The 18,291-nt window shown below is 62.1% G+C and carries 13 protein-coding genes; 11 read left to right on the forward strand and 2 right to left on the reverse strand.

The window, feature by feature from the left end:
• Nucleotides 1-143: 143 nt before the first annotated feature.
• From urtA to ureC, 11 genes are all read left to right on the forward strand, one after another.
• The gene (urtA, locus tag NMB39_RS25825) at nucleotides 144-1,409 is read left to right on the forward strand and encodes an urea ABC transporter substrate-binding protein (RefSeq protein WP_494339886.1); all 1,266 of its coding nucleotides are present in this window, start codon (nucleotides 144-146) and stop codon (nucleotides 1,407-1,409) included.
• Nucleotides 1,410-1,549: 140 nt separating this feature from the next.
• Nucleotides 1,550-3,052, forward strand: a complete 1,503-nt coding sequence (gene urtB / locus NMB39_RS25830) for an urea ABC transporter permease subunit UrtB (protein ID WP_494339885.1) — start codon at nucleotides 1,550-1,552, stop codon at nucleotides 3,050-3,052.
• On the forward strand, nucleotides 3,052-4,119 hold the full coding sequence (urtC, locus tag NMB39_RS25835) for an urea ABC transporter permease subunit UrtC (protein WP_057023387.1): 1,068 nt from the start codon (nucleotides 3,052-3,054) through the stop codon (nucleotides 4,117-4,119). The genes urtB and urtC overlap by 1 nt, the downstream gene beginning before the upstream one ends.
• Nucleotides 4,116-4,949 (forward strand): urea ABC transporter ATP-binding protein UrtD, encoded by an 834-nt coding sequence (gene urtD, locus NMB39_RS25840; protein ID WP_164484811.1) that lies wholly within the window; start codon nucleotides 4,116-4,118, stop codon nucleotides 4,947-4,949. The genes urtC and urtD overlap by 4 nt, the downstream gene beginning before the upstream one ends.
• A gap of 12 nt (nucleotides 4,950-4,961) precedes the next feature.
• The gene (gene urtE / locus NMB39_RS25845; RefSeq protein ID WP_057023389.1) at nucleotides 4,962-5,660 is read left to right on the forward strand and encodes an urea ABC transporter ATP-binding subunit UrtE; all 699 of its coding nucleotides are present in this window, start codon (nucleotides 4,962-4,964) and stop codon (nucleotides 5,658-5,660) included.
• Between the two features lie 31 nt (nucleotides 5,661-5,691).
• On the forward strand, nucleotides 5,692-6,531 hold the full coding sequence (locus tag NMB39_RS25850) for an urease accessory protein UreD (RefSeq protein ID WP_057023390.1): 840 nt from the start codon (nucleotides 5,692-5,694) through the stop codon (nucleotides 6,529-6,531).
• A 146-nt stretch (nucleotides 6,532-6,677) separates the two neighbouring features.
• Nucleotides 6,678-6,980: an urease subunit gamma gene (gene ureA, locus NMB39_RS25855; RefSeq protein WP_057023391.1), complete on the forward strand. Its 303-nt coding sequence runs from the start codon at nucleotides 6,678-6,680 to the stop codon at nucleotides 6,978-6,980.
• 9 nt (nucleotides 6,981-6,989) lie between these two features.
• Nucleotides 6,990-7,502 carry a GNAT family N-acetyltransferase gene (locus NMB39_RS25860; protein ID WP_057023392.1) on the forward strand — a complete coding sequence of 171 codons (513 nt, stop codon included), beginning with the start codon at nucleotides 6,990-6,992 and terminating at the stop codon, nucleotides 7,500-7,502.
• 5 nt (nucleotides 7,503-7,507) lie between these two features.
• On the forward strand, nucleotides 7,508-8,041 hold the full coding sequence (locus tag NMB39_RS25865; protein ID WP_494339884.1) for a GNAT family N-acetyltransferase: 534 nt from the start codon (nucleotides 7,508-7,510) through the stop codon (nucleotides 8,039-8,041).
• A complete protein-coding gene (locus NMB39_RS25870; RefSeq protein ID WP_057023394.1) occupies nucleotides 8,038-8,343 on the forward strand; it encodes an urease subunit beta in 306 nt (101 codons plus the stop codon). The genes NMB39_RS25865 and NMB39_RS25870 overlap by 4 nt, the downstream gene beginning before the upstream one ends.
• A 119-nt stretch (nucleotides 8,344-8,462) precedes the next feature.
• The gene (gene ureC, locus NMB39_RS25875; RefSeq protein WP_057023395.1) at nucleotides 8,463-10,163 is read left to right on the forward strand and encodes an urease subunit alpha; all 1,701 of its coding nucleotides are present in this window, start codon (nucleotides 8,463-8,465) and stop codon (nucleotides 10,161-10,163) included.
• A 46-nt stretch (nucleotides 10,164-10,209) separates the two neighbouring features.
• On the opposite strand, the gene NMB39_RS25880 is transcribed toward ureC, so the two are convergent.
• Both NMB39_RS25880 and NMB39_RS25885 read right to left on the reverse strand, forming a co-directional pair.
• Complete coding sequence (locus NMB39_RS25880) at nucleotides 10,210-17,190, reverse strand: NEL-type E3 ubiquitin ligase domain-containing protein (RefSeq protein WP_494339883.1); 6,981 nt, start codon at nucleotides 17,188-17,190, stop codon at nucleotides 10,210-10,212.
• Between the two features lie 81 nt (nucleotides 17,191-17,271).
• Nucleotides 17,272-18,213, reverse strand: a complete 942-nt coding sequence (locus NMB39_RS25885) for a DnaJ C-terminal domain-containing protein (RefSeq protein ID WP_057023397.1) — start codon at nucleotides 18,211-18,213, stop codon at nucleotides 17,272-17,274.
• Nucleotides 18,214-18,291: the final 78 nt, after the last annotated feature.

The raw sequence follows: 18,291 nt of genomic DNA on the forward strand, positions 1-18,291 counted from the left end.
TATTGCGGCGCCAAGCTAGTGCACGCCCTTGCCAACGCCCGCAGCAATCGATCAAAGACACCGGTGGTTTGCGCCGCAGGCACAGCCTTTGCAGAGTCCGGTGTACCTGCCCCATAAAAATATCGGTTTACGGAGATCGCACCATGCAGCGTCGTAGCTTGATCAAGGCTTTTACTTTGTCGGCATCCATTGTCGCGATGGGTTTGTCCTGGACCGTGCAGGCCGCCGAGACCATCAAGGTCGGCATCCTGCACTCGTTGTCCGGGACCATGGCGATCTCCGAGACTTCGCTTAAAGACATGGCGCTGATGACTATCGACGAGATCAACGCCAAGGGCGGTGTGAACGGCAAGATGCTCGAGCCGGTGGTGGTGGACCCCGCCTCCAACTGGCCGCTGTTCGCCGAAAAAGGTCGACAGTTGCTGACCCAGGACAAGGTGGCCGTGGTGTTCGGCTGCTGGACCTCGGTATCGCGCAAATCGGTATTGCCGGTGTTCGAAGAACTCAACGGCCTGCTGTTCTACCCGGTGCAGTACGAAGGCGAAGAGATGTCGCCGAACGTGTTCTACACCGGCGCGGCGCCGAACCAGCAGGCGATCCCGGCGGTGGAGTACCTGATGAGCGAAGAAGGCGGCGGCGCCAAGCGCTTCTTCCTGCTCGGCACCGACTACGTGTACCCGCGCACCACCAACAAAATCCTGCGCGCGTTCCTGCATGCCAAAGGTGTGGCCGACAAAGATATCGAAGAGGTCTACACCCCATTCGGCCACGCCGATTACCAGACCATCGTTGCCAACATCAAGAAGTTCTCCGCTGGCGGCAAGACCGCGGTGGTCTCCACCGTCAATGGCGACTCCAACGTGCCGTTTTACAAGGAGCTGGCCAACCAGGGCCTGAAGGCCACCGATGTACCGGTGGTGGCGTTCTCCGTTGGTGAAGAAGAACTGCGCGGCATCGACACCAAACCGCTGGTGGGCAACCTCGCGGCGTGGAACTACTTCCAGTCGGTGGAGAACCCGGTGAACCAGAAGTTCGTCGCCGACTGGAAAGCCTACGCCAAGAAACACAACCTGCCAGGCGCTGACAAAGCCGTGACCAACGACCCGATGGAAGCCACCTACGTGGGCATCCATATGTGGGCGCAGGCGGCGGAGAAAGCCAAGTCCACCGACGTCGACAAAGTGCGTGAGGCCCTGGGTGGCCAGACCTTCGCTGCACCGTCGGGCTTCACCCTGACCATGGACAAGACCAACCACCACCTGCACAAGCCGGTGATGATCGGTGAGATCCAGACCGACGGGCAGTTCTCGGTGGTGTGGCAAACCGAAGCGCCGATTCGGGCGCAGCCGTGGAGCCCCTACATTCCGGGCAACGACAAAAAGCCGGACTATGCCGTGAAGAGCAACTAAAGCCCACCACAGATCAAAAATGTGGGAGGGGGCTTGCTCCCGATAGCGGCGGGTCAGTGATACATGCATGCCTGACACACCGCCATCGGGAGCAAGCCCCCTCCCACAGTGTTGACCGCGCATGACTAGGACATTGTGTTATGCCTACTGCCCTCCCACGCTGCTTGTTGGCATTGCTGCTGTTGCTGCCTTTGGCGGCATATGCAGGCGACGCCGAAGACTTCCTCGCCGCCAACCCGACACAGCAAGCCAAGCTGCTCCAGGACTGGGCCGCCCAGCCCGACCCGGCGCGCATCGAGCTGGTGGACGCGCTGCAACAAGGACAACTCACACTCAATGGCGAGGCCAAAACCATACGCCTGAACAACCGCCTGCGCGGCTTGATCAATAACGTCCAGGCCAGCCAGCAGTTGCTCGCCGCCGACCCCAAGGTGCGCCTGGCAGCCGCGCGCACCCTGCAAAAAAGCGCAGTACCCGCGCAGTTGAAATTCCTCGACCAGCAGGTCGCCGCCGAGACCGATGAGCAGGTGCACAGCGCCCTGAGTCTGGCCCTGGCCAATCTGCAACTGGTGGACAGCGACCCGGTAGTGCGCCTGGCTGCCGTGCGCTTGCTCGGCAGTACCGGCGACCCGCTGGCCCGTACCCGCCTAGAAGCGCTGCTCGCGCCAGGCGTGGAAGCCGACGCCGCCGTGCACACCGCGGCCGAAACCAGCCTGGCCCAGGTCAAGCGCAAACTGATGATGGGCGAGATCCTCGGCCAGGCGTTCAGCGGCATGTCCCTGGGGTCGATCCTGTTGCTGGCGGCGCTGGGCTTGGCGATCACCTTCGGTCTGCTCGGGGTGATCAATATGGCCCATGGCGAGATGCTGATGCTCGGCGCCTATTCGACCTATGTGGTGCAACTGATGATGCAGCGTTATGTGCCTGCTGCTATCGAGTTCTACCCGTTGATCGCGCTGCCGGTGGCGTTCTTCGTCACCGCGGCCATCGGCATGGCCCTGGAACGCACCGTCATTCGTCATCTGTATGGCCGACCGTTGGAAACCCTGCTCGCCACCTGGGGCATCAGCCTGATGCTGATCCAACTGGTGCGCCTGGTGTTCGGCGCACAGAACGTCGAAGTGTCCAACCCTGCCTGGTTGTCCGGAGGCATCCAGGTACTGCCCAATCTGGTGCTGCCGTACAACCGCATCGTCATCATCGCCTTCGCGCTGTTCGTGGTAGCGCTCACCTGGCTGCTGCTGAACAAGACACGCCTGGGCCTGAACGTGCGCGCCGTCACCCAGAACCGCAACATGGCCGCCTGCTGCGGCGTGCCCACCGGACGGGTGGACATGCTCGCCTTTGGTCTCGGCTCCGGCATCGCTGGCCTGGGAGGCGTCGCATTGAGCCAGATCGGCAACGTCGGCCCGGACCTGGGCCAGGGCTACATCATCGACTCGTTCCTGGTGGTGGTGCTCGGCGGTGTCGGCCAACTGGCCGGTAGCGTCATGGCCGCGTTCGGCCTGGGTATTGCCAACAAGATTCTCGAACCTCAGATCGGCGCCGTGCTCGGCAAGATCCTGATCCTCGCGCTGATCATTCTGTTTATCCAGAAACGCCCGCAAGGACTCTTCGCACTGAAAGGACGGGTGATCGACTGATGAACCAGCCATTGATGCTTACGGCCACGCAAAAGGCCGGCCCCAAGGTCACGATTGCAGCCGGTGTGGTGATCCTCGCCGTGCTGCTGGCGTTGCCGCTGCTGTCGCTGCTGCCGGCGGAGGGTACCTTTCATGTTTCCGCCTACACCCTGACGCTGGTGGGCAAGATCCTCTGCTATGCCATCGTCGCCCTGGCGCTGGACCTGGTATGGGGCTACGCCGGCATGCTGTCTCTGGGTCACGGCCTGTTTTTCGCCCTGGGTGGCTATGCCATGGGCATGTACCTGATGCGCCAGGCCTCCGGCGATGGGTTGCCGGCGTTCATGACCTTTTTGTCCTGGACCGAGTTGCCTTGGTACTGGGCCGGCACCGACCACTTCCTCTGGGCTTTGTGTCTGGTGATCCTGGCGCCTGGACTGTTGGCACTGGTGTTCGGTTTCTTCGCCTTCCGCTCGCGGATCAAGGGCGTGTATTTCTCGATCATGACCCAGGCCCTGACCTTTGCCGGGATGCTGTTGTTCTTTCGCAATGAGACCGGGTTTGGCGGCAATAACGGCTTTACCAATTTCCGCAGCATCCTCGGGTTTGGCATCACCGAACCAGCTACGCGGGCGGTGTTGTTCTTGGCGACAGTGCTGTTGCTGGTGGCGAGCCTGTACATCGGCTGGCGCCTGGCGCAAAGCAAGTTCGGCCGGGTGCTGACCGCCTTGCGCGATGCCGAGAACCGCCTGATGTTCTGTGGTTACGACCCTCGTGGCTTCAAGCTGTTCGTATGGGTATTGAGTGCGGTGCTGTGCGGGCTTGCCGGGGCGCTGTATGTGCCGCAGGTGGGCATCATCAACCCCAGCGAAATGTCGCCGACCAATTCCATCGAAGCCGCCGTGTGGGTGGCCCTGGGCGGGCGCGGAACACTGATCGGGCCATTGCTCGGCGCCGGCGTGGTCAATGGCATGAAGAGCTGGTTTACCGTGGCCTTCCCGGAGTACTGGCTGTTCTTCCTCGGCGCGCTGTTCATCATCGTCACCCTGTACCTGCCCAAGGGCGTTATTGGCCTGCTGAAGAAATGAGGAACGTCATGCTTGAACCTATTTTCGATGCGGGCAGCGGCCGCGATGCGATCGGTATCGGCCAGGCAGCAGGCAAGGGACTCAACACCCGCCATGGCACCATCCTGACCCTGGAAGATATCAGCGTCAGCTTCGACGGTTTCAAGGCCCTCAATGACCTGAATCTCTACATCGGCGTCGGTGAATTGCGCTGCATCATCGGCCCCAACGGCGCGGGCAAGACCACGCTGATGGACGTGATCACTGGCAAGACCCGGCCCAGCCACGGCAAGGCCTGGTTCGGCGAAACCCTGGACCTGACCAGCATGAGCGAAGTGCAGATCGCCCAGGCCGGTATCGGCCGCAAGTTCCAGAAACCCACGGTGTTCGAAGCCCTCAGCGTGTTCGAAAACCTCGAGCTGGCGCAGAAGGCCGACAAGTCGGTCTGGGCCAGCCTGCGCGCACGCCTGAGCGGCGAGCAGAAGGACCGTATCGACGAGGTACTCGAGACCATCCGCCTCACCACCTCGGTGCAGCGGCCCGCCGGCTTGCTGTCCCACGGCCAGAAGCAGTTCCTGGAAATCGGCATGCTGCTGATGCAAGACCCACAACTGTTGCTGCTGGACGAACCGGTGGCGGGCATGACCGACGCCGAAACCGAGTTCACCGCCGAGTTGTTCAAGCGCCTGGCGGGCAAGCATTCGCTGATGGTGGTGGAGCATGACATGGGTTTTGTCGGCTCGATTGCCGACCACGTCACCGTGTTGCACCAGGGCAGCGTGCTGGCCGAAGGGTCGCTGGAACAGGTACAGGAAAATGAGCGGGTGATCGAGGTCTACCTCGGTCGCTAAGGAGAACAGAACATGCTGCAAGTCGACAAGCTGCACCAGTACTACGGCGGTAGCCACATCCTGCGCGGGCTGTCCTTCGACGTGAAGATCGGCGAAGTCACCTGCCTGCTCGGGCGTAACGGCGTGGGCAAGACCACCCTGCTCAAGTGCCTGATGGGCTTGCTGCCGGCCAAGGAAGGCGCGGTGAATTGGGAAGGCAAGGCCATCACCGGCTTCAAGCCTCACCAGCGTGTGCATGCTGGCATCGCTTATGTGCCCCAGGGACGGGAGATTTTTGCCCGGCTGACGGTGGAAGAGAACCTGCTGATGGGCCTGTCGCGCTTCCCCGGCGCCGAAGCCAAGGCAGTGCCCGCCTTCATCTACGAGCTGTTCCCGGTGTTGCTGCAAATGAAGCATCGCCGTGGCGGCGATCTGTCCGGCGGCCAGCAACAGCAATTGGCGATTGGTCGCGCACTGGCCAGCCGCCCGCGCCTGCTGATCCTCGATGAGCCCACCGAAGGCATCCAACCGTCGGTGATCAAGGAAATCGGCGCGGTGATCAAGAAGCTCGCGGAACGCGGCGATATGGCGATCCTGCTGGTGGAGCAGTTCTACGACTTCGCCGCCGAGCTGGCGGACCAGTACTTGGTGATGTCCCGGGGTGAAATCGTGCAGCAAGGCCGCGGTGAAAATATGGAAAGCGAAGGTGTGCGTGGGCTGGTAACCATCTAATCTGTAGCCTCTTGACGATAAGCAACCGGCCATGAACCTGCCCATATCCCCTGCCCTGTTCACCCCCAGCTGGCACGCCGAGCTGGAACTCGGCTATGCACGTTTCGGCGACACCACGCGCCCGGTATTGCGCCGCCACCTTGGCCCGCTGCGGGTGCAAAAGCACCTGTACGCCGAAGGCCCCGGGGTGTGCCAGCACATCATCGTGCACCCGCCCGGCGGAATTGCCGGCGGTGATCGCCTGGACATCAGCGCCCATGTCGGCACTGGGGCCTGGGCGCAACTGACCAGCCCCGGCGCCGCCAAGTGGTACCGCGCCAGCGGCCCGGCGTTTCAGCAAGTCGAGTTGACCGTCGAGGCCGGCGCGACGCTGGAATGGCTGCCCCAAGAAACCATCGTGTTCAGCGCCGCCCAGGCCGAACTCACTACGCGCATCGAGCTCTTGGGCGATGCGCGGTTGTTCTATTGGGATGTGGTCGCCCTGGGGCGCCCGGCCAGCGGCGAACGGTTCGACCTCGGCCACTTTCAATCACACCTGGATATCCGCCGCGACGGGCAGTTGCTCTGGTATGAGCGCCAGCGCATTGTAGGCGCCGATGGGCTGCTGGATTCGCCCATCGGGCTGGATGGGCAGCCGGTGTTTGCCACGTTGCTGGTGACGGGTGAGGTTGAGCCTCAATTGCTTGAGCGTTGCCGCTCGCTGCCCCACGCAGTGCGCGGCGATTTGACCCAATTGCCGGGTTTGCTGGTCGCCCGCTGCCTGGCCAGTGAAGCACTGCTGGCGCGAGGATGGTTGATAGATCTATGGCGATTGCTGCGCCCGGCCATACTCGGCAGAGAAGCAATATCACCAAGAATCTGGAGCACATGAAGATCAAAATGTGGGAGGGGGCTTGCTCCCGATGGCGGTGGGCCAGTCACAGATGTATGCCTGACACCCCGCCATCGGGAGCAAGCCCCCTCCCACACTTGATCTCTGTCAAATTCAAGAATGCATTCTTTGAAGGACCTTGAACCATGGACCTGACCCCACGGGAAAAAGACAAACTGCTGATCTTCACCGCAGGCCTCGTCGCCGAGCGCCGCCTGGCACGCGGGGTGAAGCTCAACTACCCGGAAACCATCGCCTACATCTGCGCCGCCCTGATGGAGGGCGCCCGCGATGGCCGCACTGTGGCCGACCTGATGCACTACGGCACCACGCTGCTCAGCCGCGAACAGGTGATGGAAGGCATCCCGGAGATGATTCCGGATATCCAGGTGGAGGCCACCTTTCCCGATGGCACCAAGCTGGTCACCGTCCACCAACCCATTGCGTGAGGCACTGCGATGATTCGTGATGCAACCGAACACGACCTGCCGGCGATCTGCGCTATCTACAACGACGCGGTGCTCAACACCACGGCGATCTGGAACGAGCAACCGGTGGACTTGGCCAATCGCCAAGCCTGGTTCAGTGCGCGCCAGGCCCAGCAGTATCCGATCCTGGTGGCGGTGGAACACGATGAAGTCATCGGCTACGCCTCATTCGGCGACTGGCGGCCTTTCGAAGGCTTTCGCTACAGCGTCGAACACTCGGTGTACGTGCGCAACGATCAACGTGGCAAGGGACTTGGCCCACGCCTGATGCAAGCGCTGGTCGAGCGTGCGCGCAGCGGCGGCAAGCACGTAATGGTCGCAGCCATCGAAAGCGGCAACCAGGCGTCCATCCACCTGCATGAGCGCCTGGGCTTCATCACCACCGGGCATATGCCGCAAGTGGGCATCAAGTTCGGCCGCTGGCTGGACCTGACCTTTATGCAACTGACCTTGAACCCGGGCGCCGAACCGCCCAAGGAGTGAGATCGATGAACGCTGCACAATTGCGTCGAGTCAATGCTGAAAGCTTCGCCCATTACCGCCTGGGTTTGATCGAGCTGTTGCTGGACGCAGTGCAGCATGGCGCTTCGGTGGGTTTCATGGACGACTTCGACGAAGCCCAGGCTCGCGCCTATTTGAGCGGCGTACAAGCCAGCATCGAAGACGCCGGCCTGCTGCTGTGGGTGGTGGTGCGTGACGAGCAGGTGATCGCCAGCGTGCAACTGGCGCTGTGCCAGAAAGCCAACGGCCTCAACCGCGCCGAAGTGCAAAAGCTGCTGGTGCACAGCAGCGCCCGCCGCCACGGCCTGGGCCAGCAATTGATGACCACCCTGGAGCTCGCCGCACGCCAGCACAAGCGCGGTCTGCTGTACCTGGACACCGAGGCCGGCTCCGCTGCCGAAGCGTTCTACCAGTCGCTGCGTTATACCAAGGTCGGTGAGCTGCCCGACTACTGCCAAAGCCCGGACGGGCACTACAGCCCGACCGCCATCTACTTCAAGACCCTGGGGCAACCTGCATGATTCCTGGCGAATATCAGATCCAGCCGGGCGACATCGAACTGAATGTCGACCGCCGCACCCTCACCCTCGACGTGGCCAACAGCGGTGACCGGCCGATCCAGGTGGGTTCGCACTACCATTTTTTCGAGACCAATGACGCCCTGGAATTTGATCGTGCCGCAAGCCGTGGCATGCGCCTGAATATTCCGGCGGGCACGGCAGTGCGGTTTGAGCCGGGGCAACGGCGGGAGGTGGAGTTGGTGGATTTGAGCGGGGGGCGGCGGGTATTTGGGTTTGCAGGGCGGGTCATGGGTGACCTTTAGGGCCTCATCGGGGGCAAGCCCCCTCCCACCTTTGATTTGTGAATACTTTCAAATGTGGGAGGGGGCTTGCCCCCGATAGCGATCGCACATTCAACACATCTTTATCAGGGCAAGCACACATGAAAATCAGCCGCCAAGCCTACGCCGATATGTACGGCCCCACCGTCGGTGACAAGGTCCGCCTGGCCGACACCGACCTGTTCATCGAGGTGGAACAGGACTTCACCGTCTACGGCGAAGAAGTCAAATTCGGCGGCGGCAAGGTGATCCGCGATGGCCAGGGCCAGAGCCAGTTGCTCGCCCATGAGGTAGTGGACACCCTGATCACCAACGCGCTGATCATCGACCACTGGGGCATCGTCAAGGCTGACGTTGGCCTCAAGAACGGCCGCATCCACGCGATCGGCAAGGCCGGTAATCCCGATATCCAGCCCGGCGTGTCCATGGCCATCGGCGCCAGCACCGAGGTGATTGCCGGCGAAGGCATGATCCTCACTGCCGGCGGCATCGACTCCCACGTGCATTTCATTTGCCCGCAGCAGATCGAAGAAGCGTTGACCAGCGGCGTCACCACCATGATCGGCGGCGGCACCGGGCCGGCCACCGGCACCAATGCCACCACCTGCACCTCCGGCCCATGGCACCTGGCGCGCATGCTGCAGGCCAGCGATTCGTTCCCGATGAACATTGGTTTCACCGGCAAGGGCAACGCCAGTTTGCCCGAGCCGCTGATCGAGCAGGTCAAGGCCGGCGCCATCGGTTTGAAGCTGCATGAAGACTGGGGCACGACTCCGGCAAGCATTGATAACTGCCTGAGCGTGGCCGACCAATACGATGTGCAGGTGGCGATCCACAGCGACACCCTCAACGAATCCGGTTTTGTCGAGACCACCCTCGCCGCCCTCAAGGGCCGCACCATCCACACCTACCACACCGAAGGCGCCGGTGGCGGTCACGCGCCGGACATCATCAAGGCATGCGGTTACCCGAACGTGCTGCCCAGTTCTACCAACCCGACGCGGCCCTTCACGCGCAACACCATCGATGAACACCTGGACATGCTGATGGTCTGCCATCATCTGGACCCGAGCATTGCCGAAGACGTGGCCTTCGCCGAAAGCCGCATCCGCCGCGAGACCATCGCCGCCGAAGACATCCTGCACGACCTCGGCGCGTTCTCGATGATCAGCTCCGACAGCCAGGCCATGGGCCGCGTCGGTGAAGTGATCACGCGCACCTGGCAGACCGCCGACAAGATGAAAAAACAGCGCGGCGCCCTGCCCGGTGATGGCCCCGGCAACGACAATTTCCGCGCCAAGCGCTACATCGCCAAGTACACCATCAACCCGGCAATCACCCACGGCATCAGCCATATCGTCGGTTCCATCGAAGTGGGCAAGTGGGCCGACCTGGTACTGTGGCGTCCGGCGTTCTTTGGTATCAAGCCGACGTTGATCCTCAAGGGCGGCGCGATTGCCTCAAGCCTCATGGGCGACGCCAACGCCTCGATCCCCACGCCGCAGCCGGTGCATTACCGCCCGATGTTCGCCAGCTTCGGCAGCGCATTGCACGCCACCAGCCTGACCTTTATCAGCCAGGCCGCCCAGGAGGCCGGCTTGCCCGAGGCCCTGGGCTTGAAGAAGCAGATTGCGGTGGTCAAGGGCTGTCGCGGTGTGCAGAAAACCGACTTGATCCACAACGACTACCTGCCCGAGATCGAGGTTGACCCACAGACCTACCAGGTCAAGGCCGACGGCCAGTTGCTGTGGTGCGAGCCGGCGGATGTATTGCCGATGGCCCAACGTTACTTCCTGTTCTGAACCGCCCCTGCGGGCGCGCCAAGCTCGCGCCTGCAGGTAATGGGGGCTACGCAAACAGCGTCGCGATCATGCCTTCGCTGTATTGGTAATCCATGCGCAGCTCGACACCCGCCGGGATATCTTCAGTGGCAAATACCGCCGTCAGGATCATATTGCGCCTTGCGCTCTTCGTGCCCTGCCCTTCCTCCACTTCAACGTCGAACCCTACCCCTTCGACGTTGTAGCCGCTGGCGGCCTGGCGTATGGGTTTGCCGTTGGCGTCATATTCAAAGTGGGTATTGATCCTGGAGAGGATGTTGTCCCCCGAAATTTCAATGGGCTCCATGCCCGTTTTTCCAGGAGTCGGCCTGGCACCTGCCAGGATCACATAGGTCTGCCCGCCGGGACTGCCAACCTGAGAAGGCAGCACGGTGCCGCCGTAGACGCCGAGGATTTCACCTTTGGCAATACGCCGGTTGGCCACCACCATGGACTGCCCGATCAGCGCCTTTTCCTCGGGCACCTGCATATCCTGCGCAGTGAACAGTCGCTGCTGCAGCTTCTCGTCATAACGCGCCGCCACCTTCTCGTAGCCTTCAAACTGGATGTAAGGCTTGATCTGCTCAGAGCTGTACTTGACACCCGATTCGGTCACGACTTCTCTCTGCAGTTTTCGGATACGCATGGGTTTGCCCTGTAGATCTCGAAGCGGGTACCTGCCGTTGTTAACCCGGTCATAACTGCCCGGTACATTGCGCAGTTGGGTGAAATGCACCTCGCGCTTCATGGCGCCCAGTTCAGTTGCCGTGTAGTGGTCCACCGGCATGGACTCGGATGCATCTTCAAGTTCATCGCTGGAACTGCCGGACCGCATGCCGCCCGCCGAGCCCCTGCGTATCCATGCGCCGTCGATATCGGGCTTGGCGACGATGCCGCTGCTGACCAGGGCAAATGGATTCTCCGGCGCCTGCACCCACAATATGTAGTACTCGCCATCCCGGGCATCGGGCATGCTCGCGACAAAGTACCGCTTGCCATCCAGCTCGATGGTGCGCGCCTGGCTGAGCTGCAACCCGGAGGCAGGACCCGCGCCAAGCTCGACTAACCCTTCAAGGGGGCCACGTGGCAACAGTACCTCGGCTATTTCCTGCCGGCTCAAGGCCTCGATCAATTGGCTTTCCTCGATCACCAGCCGGGCCTGCAACTCATCGGCCTGGGCCTTATAGACCGTCTCTGACACCGCTTCGGCCACACGCTGGTCATGCAGGGCAGCCAGTTGCTGCTGGTAGGGCTCGCTGAGCCGATCAAATTGCGCCCGGTATTTATGCGTCACATAGTCCTTCCAGAACTCGCGGGACAACAGGGCCTGGAACTCCTCGACGGAGTTGTCCAGGGCGATGACTTTTTCGTAGGCGGCCTCCAGCATCGCTGGGGTAACCCCGCCCATGCTGGTGAACCTGACCTTCTGCGGCTGCCCCGGCAATTGCAGCCGGCCCTTGAGGCCGAAGCGATAGGCCAGCCGGATCTCCACTTCTTCCGCCAGGCGTTGGGTATGGGGCAACTTATCGCTCATCGACACCGACGAATCATTGACGATGGCCTCGCTGCGCTGGATATCCGCCGAGGCGATCTTGTCGACTTCGTGCAGACGGAACAGCCCCTTGGAGAGACTCGACAGTTGTACACCTTGCATCTGCCCCGCGGCCTGGGTGCGTGCCCTGTAGACCAGCGTCAGGGTTTCCAGATTGCTGAAGGAGAACGCAGCAAGGTCACAGCAACCTGGCTCGCCCGCGCGGTCGAACAGCTCCTTGCGGTGGCTGTCTGAACTCGAGGTGTTTTCACTGATGCTGTCGATCACCTCCCAGACCCGGCGTTGCAAGTCGGCATGGCCAGGGCCGGCCGATTCGAGACGGTTGAGGATGTCGAAGAACGGGCCGGCGCCCTCCTCGTTGCGCAATGCCAGCCACTGAGCCCTCCTGGTTGCCACTTGTTCCACCGGCAAGTCCTGGGCCCAGCGCAGGAATGACTGCTGGGCACCAGCGTCCGTCACTGCCGGGGCGCGAATATTCAGCGCGGTGGTTACCAACAGGTTCGGGTCATCCGTTGACGCCAGACCCGCCTGCTCAAGCCGCTGGTTGTAGTCCCTGACCTGTTGCAGGGTGTCCGGGGTCAAGGGGTTGCCAGCGACCGACGTCACGCGATTGACCCGTGCTGTCTGCGCCAGTAGCGCGTCAGGCGGAGCAATGACCGCAGCCGGAATAGTGCTGATGTTGTTATTGCGCAGGTCTACTTGGTCCAGGTTGGGTTGCTCGGCCAAACCCTGCGGCCAGTGATCAAGACCCGCGCCGTTCAGGACGAGGGAACGCATGTCGGTGATACGGCTGAAGTCCGGCGCCAGGCCCAGCACGTTGCGATGCAGCCAGAGCGCACGCAACGTGACTCGTTCCGATAGGATCTGCGCCGTCTCGGCGCTCAGGCGGATCTGGTTGTCATTCAGGAACAGCCGGGTCAGGTTGGGCATTTCCCCCAGGGCCGGCGGCAATGCGCGCAACTGGTTGTGGGACAGGTCCAGCCAGCGCAGATGCCGAAAGCGCGCAAGGAAGCCCTCCGGCGAGGCACTGAGCTGCATATTGCTCAGTTTCAGCGAGCCTACATGGCTGAAATCCACATCCAGGTCCGGCAAGCTCGGCAGGGTCAACCCACTCAAATCCAGCTCCAGGCCAATCGGCTGCCCGTCATTGCTGAGCTTTTGCGGGGTCTCTTGGCGCCAGCAGGCGAGGATCCGATGCTGGGCCTGGAAGCGATCGTCCAGGTTATCGGCGTTGATTTGCCGTTCGCCCGCCCGCACATAACGCTGGCGTTCTCCGCCCCCCGAAAACGTCCAGGCATTCAACTGTCGCTCCAGGGTATTAAATTGCGCTTCAAGCCTGGCCAACGTCACATCGGCTTCCTCGCGCATCAGCCAAACCCACGCCCTCGCCTCGTACGTGCGCTTGTTCGGGTACATACGCCGAATCTTTGCCAGCCTGGGGTTGCCACTGTCAAACGCGCCGTCGCGAGCACTTGACACCACCGGCGACCGGGCCTCCACCAGGCGTTTCCAATAGTTATCGAACTGCTGCCAGTAATCAGGCGGGAACGGGTTGCCCTCAAGCAAGGTGACACCATTGAGTCGGGCAGTTTCTTCGAGCTGCCCCGGAGCCGGGTCGAGGTATTGCGCGGGCACCTCGCGCAACAGGTTATGGCTCAGGTCGACCACCTCCAGATCGGGGCACGCGGTCAGTCCTGCAGGCCACTGCTCCAGTTGCGCGGCTCTCAGGTTCAGTTGCTTCAAGCGCGGCATGCCACTGAAATCCGGGGCAAGGCCCAAGCGGTTGCTGGTTAGCCGCAGTGTTTCAAGTTCGCCCAGGCCACTGAGCATCCGGGCGCTTTGGGGGGTGAGGCGAATGTGGTTGGCGCTCAGGTCCAGCGAAGTCAGGTTGCGCATGTGGCCGATGGCGTCGGGCAACTCCGTGAGGCCACTTTTTCGAATGCTCAGATCTTTGAGGCCCGTAAATGTCTTAAGGAAAGTGTCCGCACTACTCGACCACTTGACCCCAAACAGATCAAGTCTCTGCACATGGCTGAAGTCAGCGCTCAATGCCGGCAGTTCCAGATGGTCATTCATCAGCAAGCGCAGGGTGCCTGTACCCATACGACGCCAGGCCCGCAGAATTTCCTGGGAGGCGCGATAGGCCGGGGCTTGGGCCTGTGGCATTGCCGAATGGGTTTGGGTTTGCACCCACGCCGCCAACTCCTTCTCCAGCGTCTGTAGCTCAGCTTCGCGGCGCGCCAGCCCGCCGCGCACATCCGTGCCCAAGGATTGGATAAACGTCGTCAGTTCGTCATCGGCCATGGAGGGATACAAGACCTGGGCCCGGGCTTTTGCCGCTGCCTGCGAAGGCCCCGTCACACGCTCCAGCAACCGGCGCAGACCGCGCCCGCCACCGAGCAGGCGCAGCCCCGGCTCAACGGTCGGCTTGCGCAGCGGGTGCTCCAGCAACACCGTGCGCAGCGGCTGGCGCGGCAGCGGAGATCGAGTGATCGCGGCCTTCATTTGCAGGGCATCGGTGAAGCCCAGGGCCTGGCGCTCCACGCTGGACAGTTGGTTCCAGGCCGCGGTGTAGAAATCCCTGGGCATGGGCGCGTCGAACAAACCGCTGGGTTTGAGCACCAGGGTCTTGCGGTTCGTCGAGTCCGGCGAACCGATGGCGTCGAGCAGGGTGCCTTCGGGAGCATACTGGCGCAGTTCCACGCGCGTGCCCCGTCGCCAGCCGGGCAAGGTTTCCAGGGTGCGCAGGGCCAGGCGTTGGCTGTCCAGGTCAGCAAGTGTGTCCAAGTGCAGCCCTTCGTAAGCCCGCGATACTCGGGTTTCCTGCTCGAACCAACGCGCCTGCTCACGCTGCACCTCGGGCAGTAGGCCGCTGCGGCGAAAGACCTGCCGTTGTTCCGCGGTCATGCTGGTGAGCAACTCGGCGGCCATCGACGCCGGTAGCCTGGGGTAAGTGCCTTGGACCAGCCCCACGTCAGGGTCATCGCTCGCGTTCAACGCCCGGTAGCGCTCTTCGACCAACGAGCCCTTGAATGTATCGACGATAGTGGCGATGAACTCGCGCACCTTGGCAGCCCGCACCGTCAAGGACTCTTCGGGACGCCCGGGAATCGCCGCCAGCTGTGGGTCGACGCCTTGCAAGGTGTGCAACACCTCAGTGAGTAACTCACCACGGGCCAACTGGTCTTCAGTGACCACGGCTACGCGCCTGGGCACAGTGGCAGAGGCTTCTTGCGTCCATAGCACATGGCCGCCGTCACTCAAGACACGCAAGGCGGTATCCACGGGCAACATCCCACCCCGCTGCATGATTTGCAATTGCAGCGCCGGGTCGGCCTGGGCGTAGAGCACCGGGTCGTTGCTGCGCATCTGCTCGACGAAACGGGTCAGGTCCTGATGGGCCTTGAAGTGCTGGAGGGCGTCTTCGAGCACCAAGGGCACCGGCTCATGCTCGACGAAGCTTTGGCGCAAGGTGTCTTCCTCGACACCACTGGCGAGGCGGGCCTGCTCCAGAGTGTCGCTGTCGAGCCCGCGCTGTTGCAGGCCCAGGCGACGGATCAGGGTCGGCAGGTCCCAGGTCAGCGGCTCCTCGACTTCATGACTCCAGGCGCCGGCATGGTTATGTTCCAGCAGCGGCTCATAAGCGCCAGGACGGCCAGGATGCTGGATACGGTATCGCCCGGTCTCGGGTTCCTGGCGGACCTGATAGTGGTCACCTTCGTGGGGCAGCAACGTCTGCCCTTTATACGGGTAGAGACCCAGGGCATCGGGCTTGGCATCCAGGGGCAATTGGACCTGCACCTTATAGGGGGTCAGGTCGGGGTTCCACAGCAGCTGTTTGCCGTCGGGCAGGGTGACCGGCTTGAGGTTATCCACCACGCTCGCCAGCTTGATCTCGGGCAGTACCTTGGCGCCGACCTTAAGGAAGGCCGCGTTCAGGGCCACGCTGGCGAAATGTGCCCACATCGTCTTCAAGTCGCCTTGCTCATAGGCCTCGATACCTTCAAAGCCCTCTGCGCACATCTGCAGCACCGCCACCGCCAGCATGATCGGCCCCAGCCCTGGCACCACAAAAGCGGCGAGGTTAAATGCGCTGATCACGGCATCCAGGTAACTGGCCAGCCGGTCGAGTCGGGCCTGGCGATCTTCGTCGCCGGTGGGCACGGCCACGGCGCGGGCGTCGGCAAGGATCTTGCGCACCTGGGCCTCGCGCAGCGGCTGCCAGAGACCGGCGCCGATCGCCAGCTCATCCAGGGGCAATCGCGCGGGCTTGACGGCCAATGGGTAATCACCCGCCGCGCCATTGCCGTTGGCGGGCTTGTAGAGCCGATTGAAATGCTGAAAGAACGCCCCCTGTTCACGCTGGGGCACGAAGCGGCTGAAAAACCGCCGGTAGGAAGCGCTGTGCAGCCGTGTCCTGAGGTCGGCCATGAAGTCGCCGCTGGAGGCATATTCCTTGAGTGGCTGCTGGGGGTCATTGGGGATGAAGACCACCAGGCGCTCGACCTGGTCACTGTCTTTGCGCTCAGGGCCGATCAGCAACGGGCCGACTAACACGCTGCCAAATATCTTCAGCGCCGCAAAGGTCACCGGCTTGCTGTCCAGGCTCGCGCTGGCGGGGTCCTTGATGACCTGCTTGAGCATGCGATAGGCGTCAGCACTGATCCCCCACTCCCGCGTTTGCACCGCCACCTCGGCACTCAACGCCAACTGCTGGCGCTGGTGCTCTTCAAGCTGGCGCTCCAATGCGCTGCGCTGGCTGTCATCCGTGGGTCGGACGATGTCTTTGATGTGTTGCTGATACAGCTTGCCGAGATCCAGGCTGCGGCACAGTTGGGCAAATTCATGGGCAGGAATGGCGAGGGCATGCGCCTGGACCACGCTAGGGGTCGGAATGATTTCGCTGTCGAAGGCACTCCAGGTGGTAATCACCTGGCAATCCGCGCAGGCATTGGCCTTCTCTTCGTCAGGCGCGAAGTTGGCCAGAGCCGCTTCCAGCAGGGAAACGCCGCGGTATTCATAGCGCTGGGCCGGGTCGCCTTGCTGATCGAAGACAAAGGCGCCGTACAAGTCGTCGCGACTCTTGAACCCGTACTTGCGTGCGAAATAGACGTTCCTGACGTCCAGTTCCATTTTGAAGCGGGTCTTGATCGCGTCCTTGAGCAGCGGCTCGGCAAACGCCAGCACGTCCTCGATCTGGCCCAGGTGCTCTTCTACCTGGTTCAAGGCTTCACGGTAACGGTTATGACTGTCGGCCAGGTCGGCCTTTTGCTGGGTCGTAGCGCTCAGGTACCAGCTGGGCAGTTCCAGTTCGTGATCGGCGAGCTCTTGCTGGCGCTGGGTGGTGGCCTGGTTGAACCAGGCGGGCACACGTTCCTTGAGGAAGTTGTAGTGCACGCCCCGAAGGTCAACGTTGAACGTACCTTCGGGGGTCGGAGTGACGGGTTGCTCTGACATAGCGGGCCATCCATGACGGGTTGCGAAAACACCAACCTATCGAATCGCCCGGCCTGGCAAGCCCTAGCTATTTATCGCTGCTCAAAAATGCTCACGCGGGTTGAACGCGGCTTTCTGCGCCAGCGCTTGCCACAATTGCTTCACCTCTTCGTCGCTCGTCTTCGGCATGACCGCCTTGAGCTGCACGAACAGATAACCGCGCTGCCCGGCCTTGTTCGACAAGCCATGACCCTTGGCGCGCATACGCTGTCCATTCTGGCTGCCGGCGGGCACCTTGAGGTTGATCTTGCCGGTGAGCGTCGGCACCGCCACTTCCGCGCCCAACGCCAGTTCCCACGGCGCCAGGGGCAAATTGATGATCAGGTTTTCACCATCCACTTCAAACTTGGGGTGCGGCGCAAACTTGATGATCAGGTACAGGTCGCCATTGGCGCCGCCACCGATACCCGGTGCGCCCTGCCCCTTGAGGCGGATGCGCTCGCCGTCGGCCACACCGGCCGGGATCTTCACGTTCAGGCTCTTGGTGGTGTTGCTGACGTGACGGCCCGAGGCGTCGTATTGCGGCACCTGGAAGTTGATCTGCTTGGACTCGGTGGACAGCGTTTCCTCGAGGTGCACCGTCAGTTGCATCTCCACGTCCTGACCCTTGCGTCCCGCAGGACGGCGCTGGCCGCCACCGAAAGCGTCGCCACGACCACCGAATATCGAGCTGAAGAAATCGGAAAAGTCCTCGGTACCCGCGCCGCCACCGCCGAACCCACCACGGCTCTGCCAGCCCGGTGGCCCCTGGAACGGTTGGCCGTGCTGGCCGTATTTGCGCAGCTCATCGTACTCGGCGCGCTTGTCGGCACTTTTAAGCGCCTCATAGGCTTCGGACGCATCCTTGAATTTCGCTTCGGCGTCTTTTTCCTTGCTGACATCGGGGTGATATTTGCGTGCGAGCTTGCGATAGGCGGCCTTGATTTCCTTATCATTGGCCGTCGGCTCTACACCCAGAATCTTGTAGTAATCTTTGAAATCCATCGGCGGTTCACCATCCTTTATCGAGATCGCACTGCCCGGGGCACCACGTGCGCTGGCTTGCACCTGTTGAGGGTGGTG

The organism is Pseudomonas sp. FBCC-B545 (assembly GCF_059134095.1).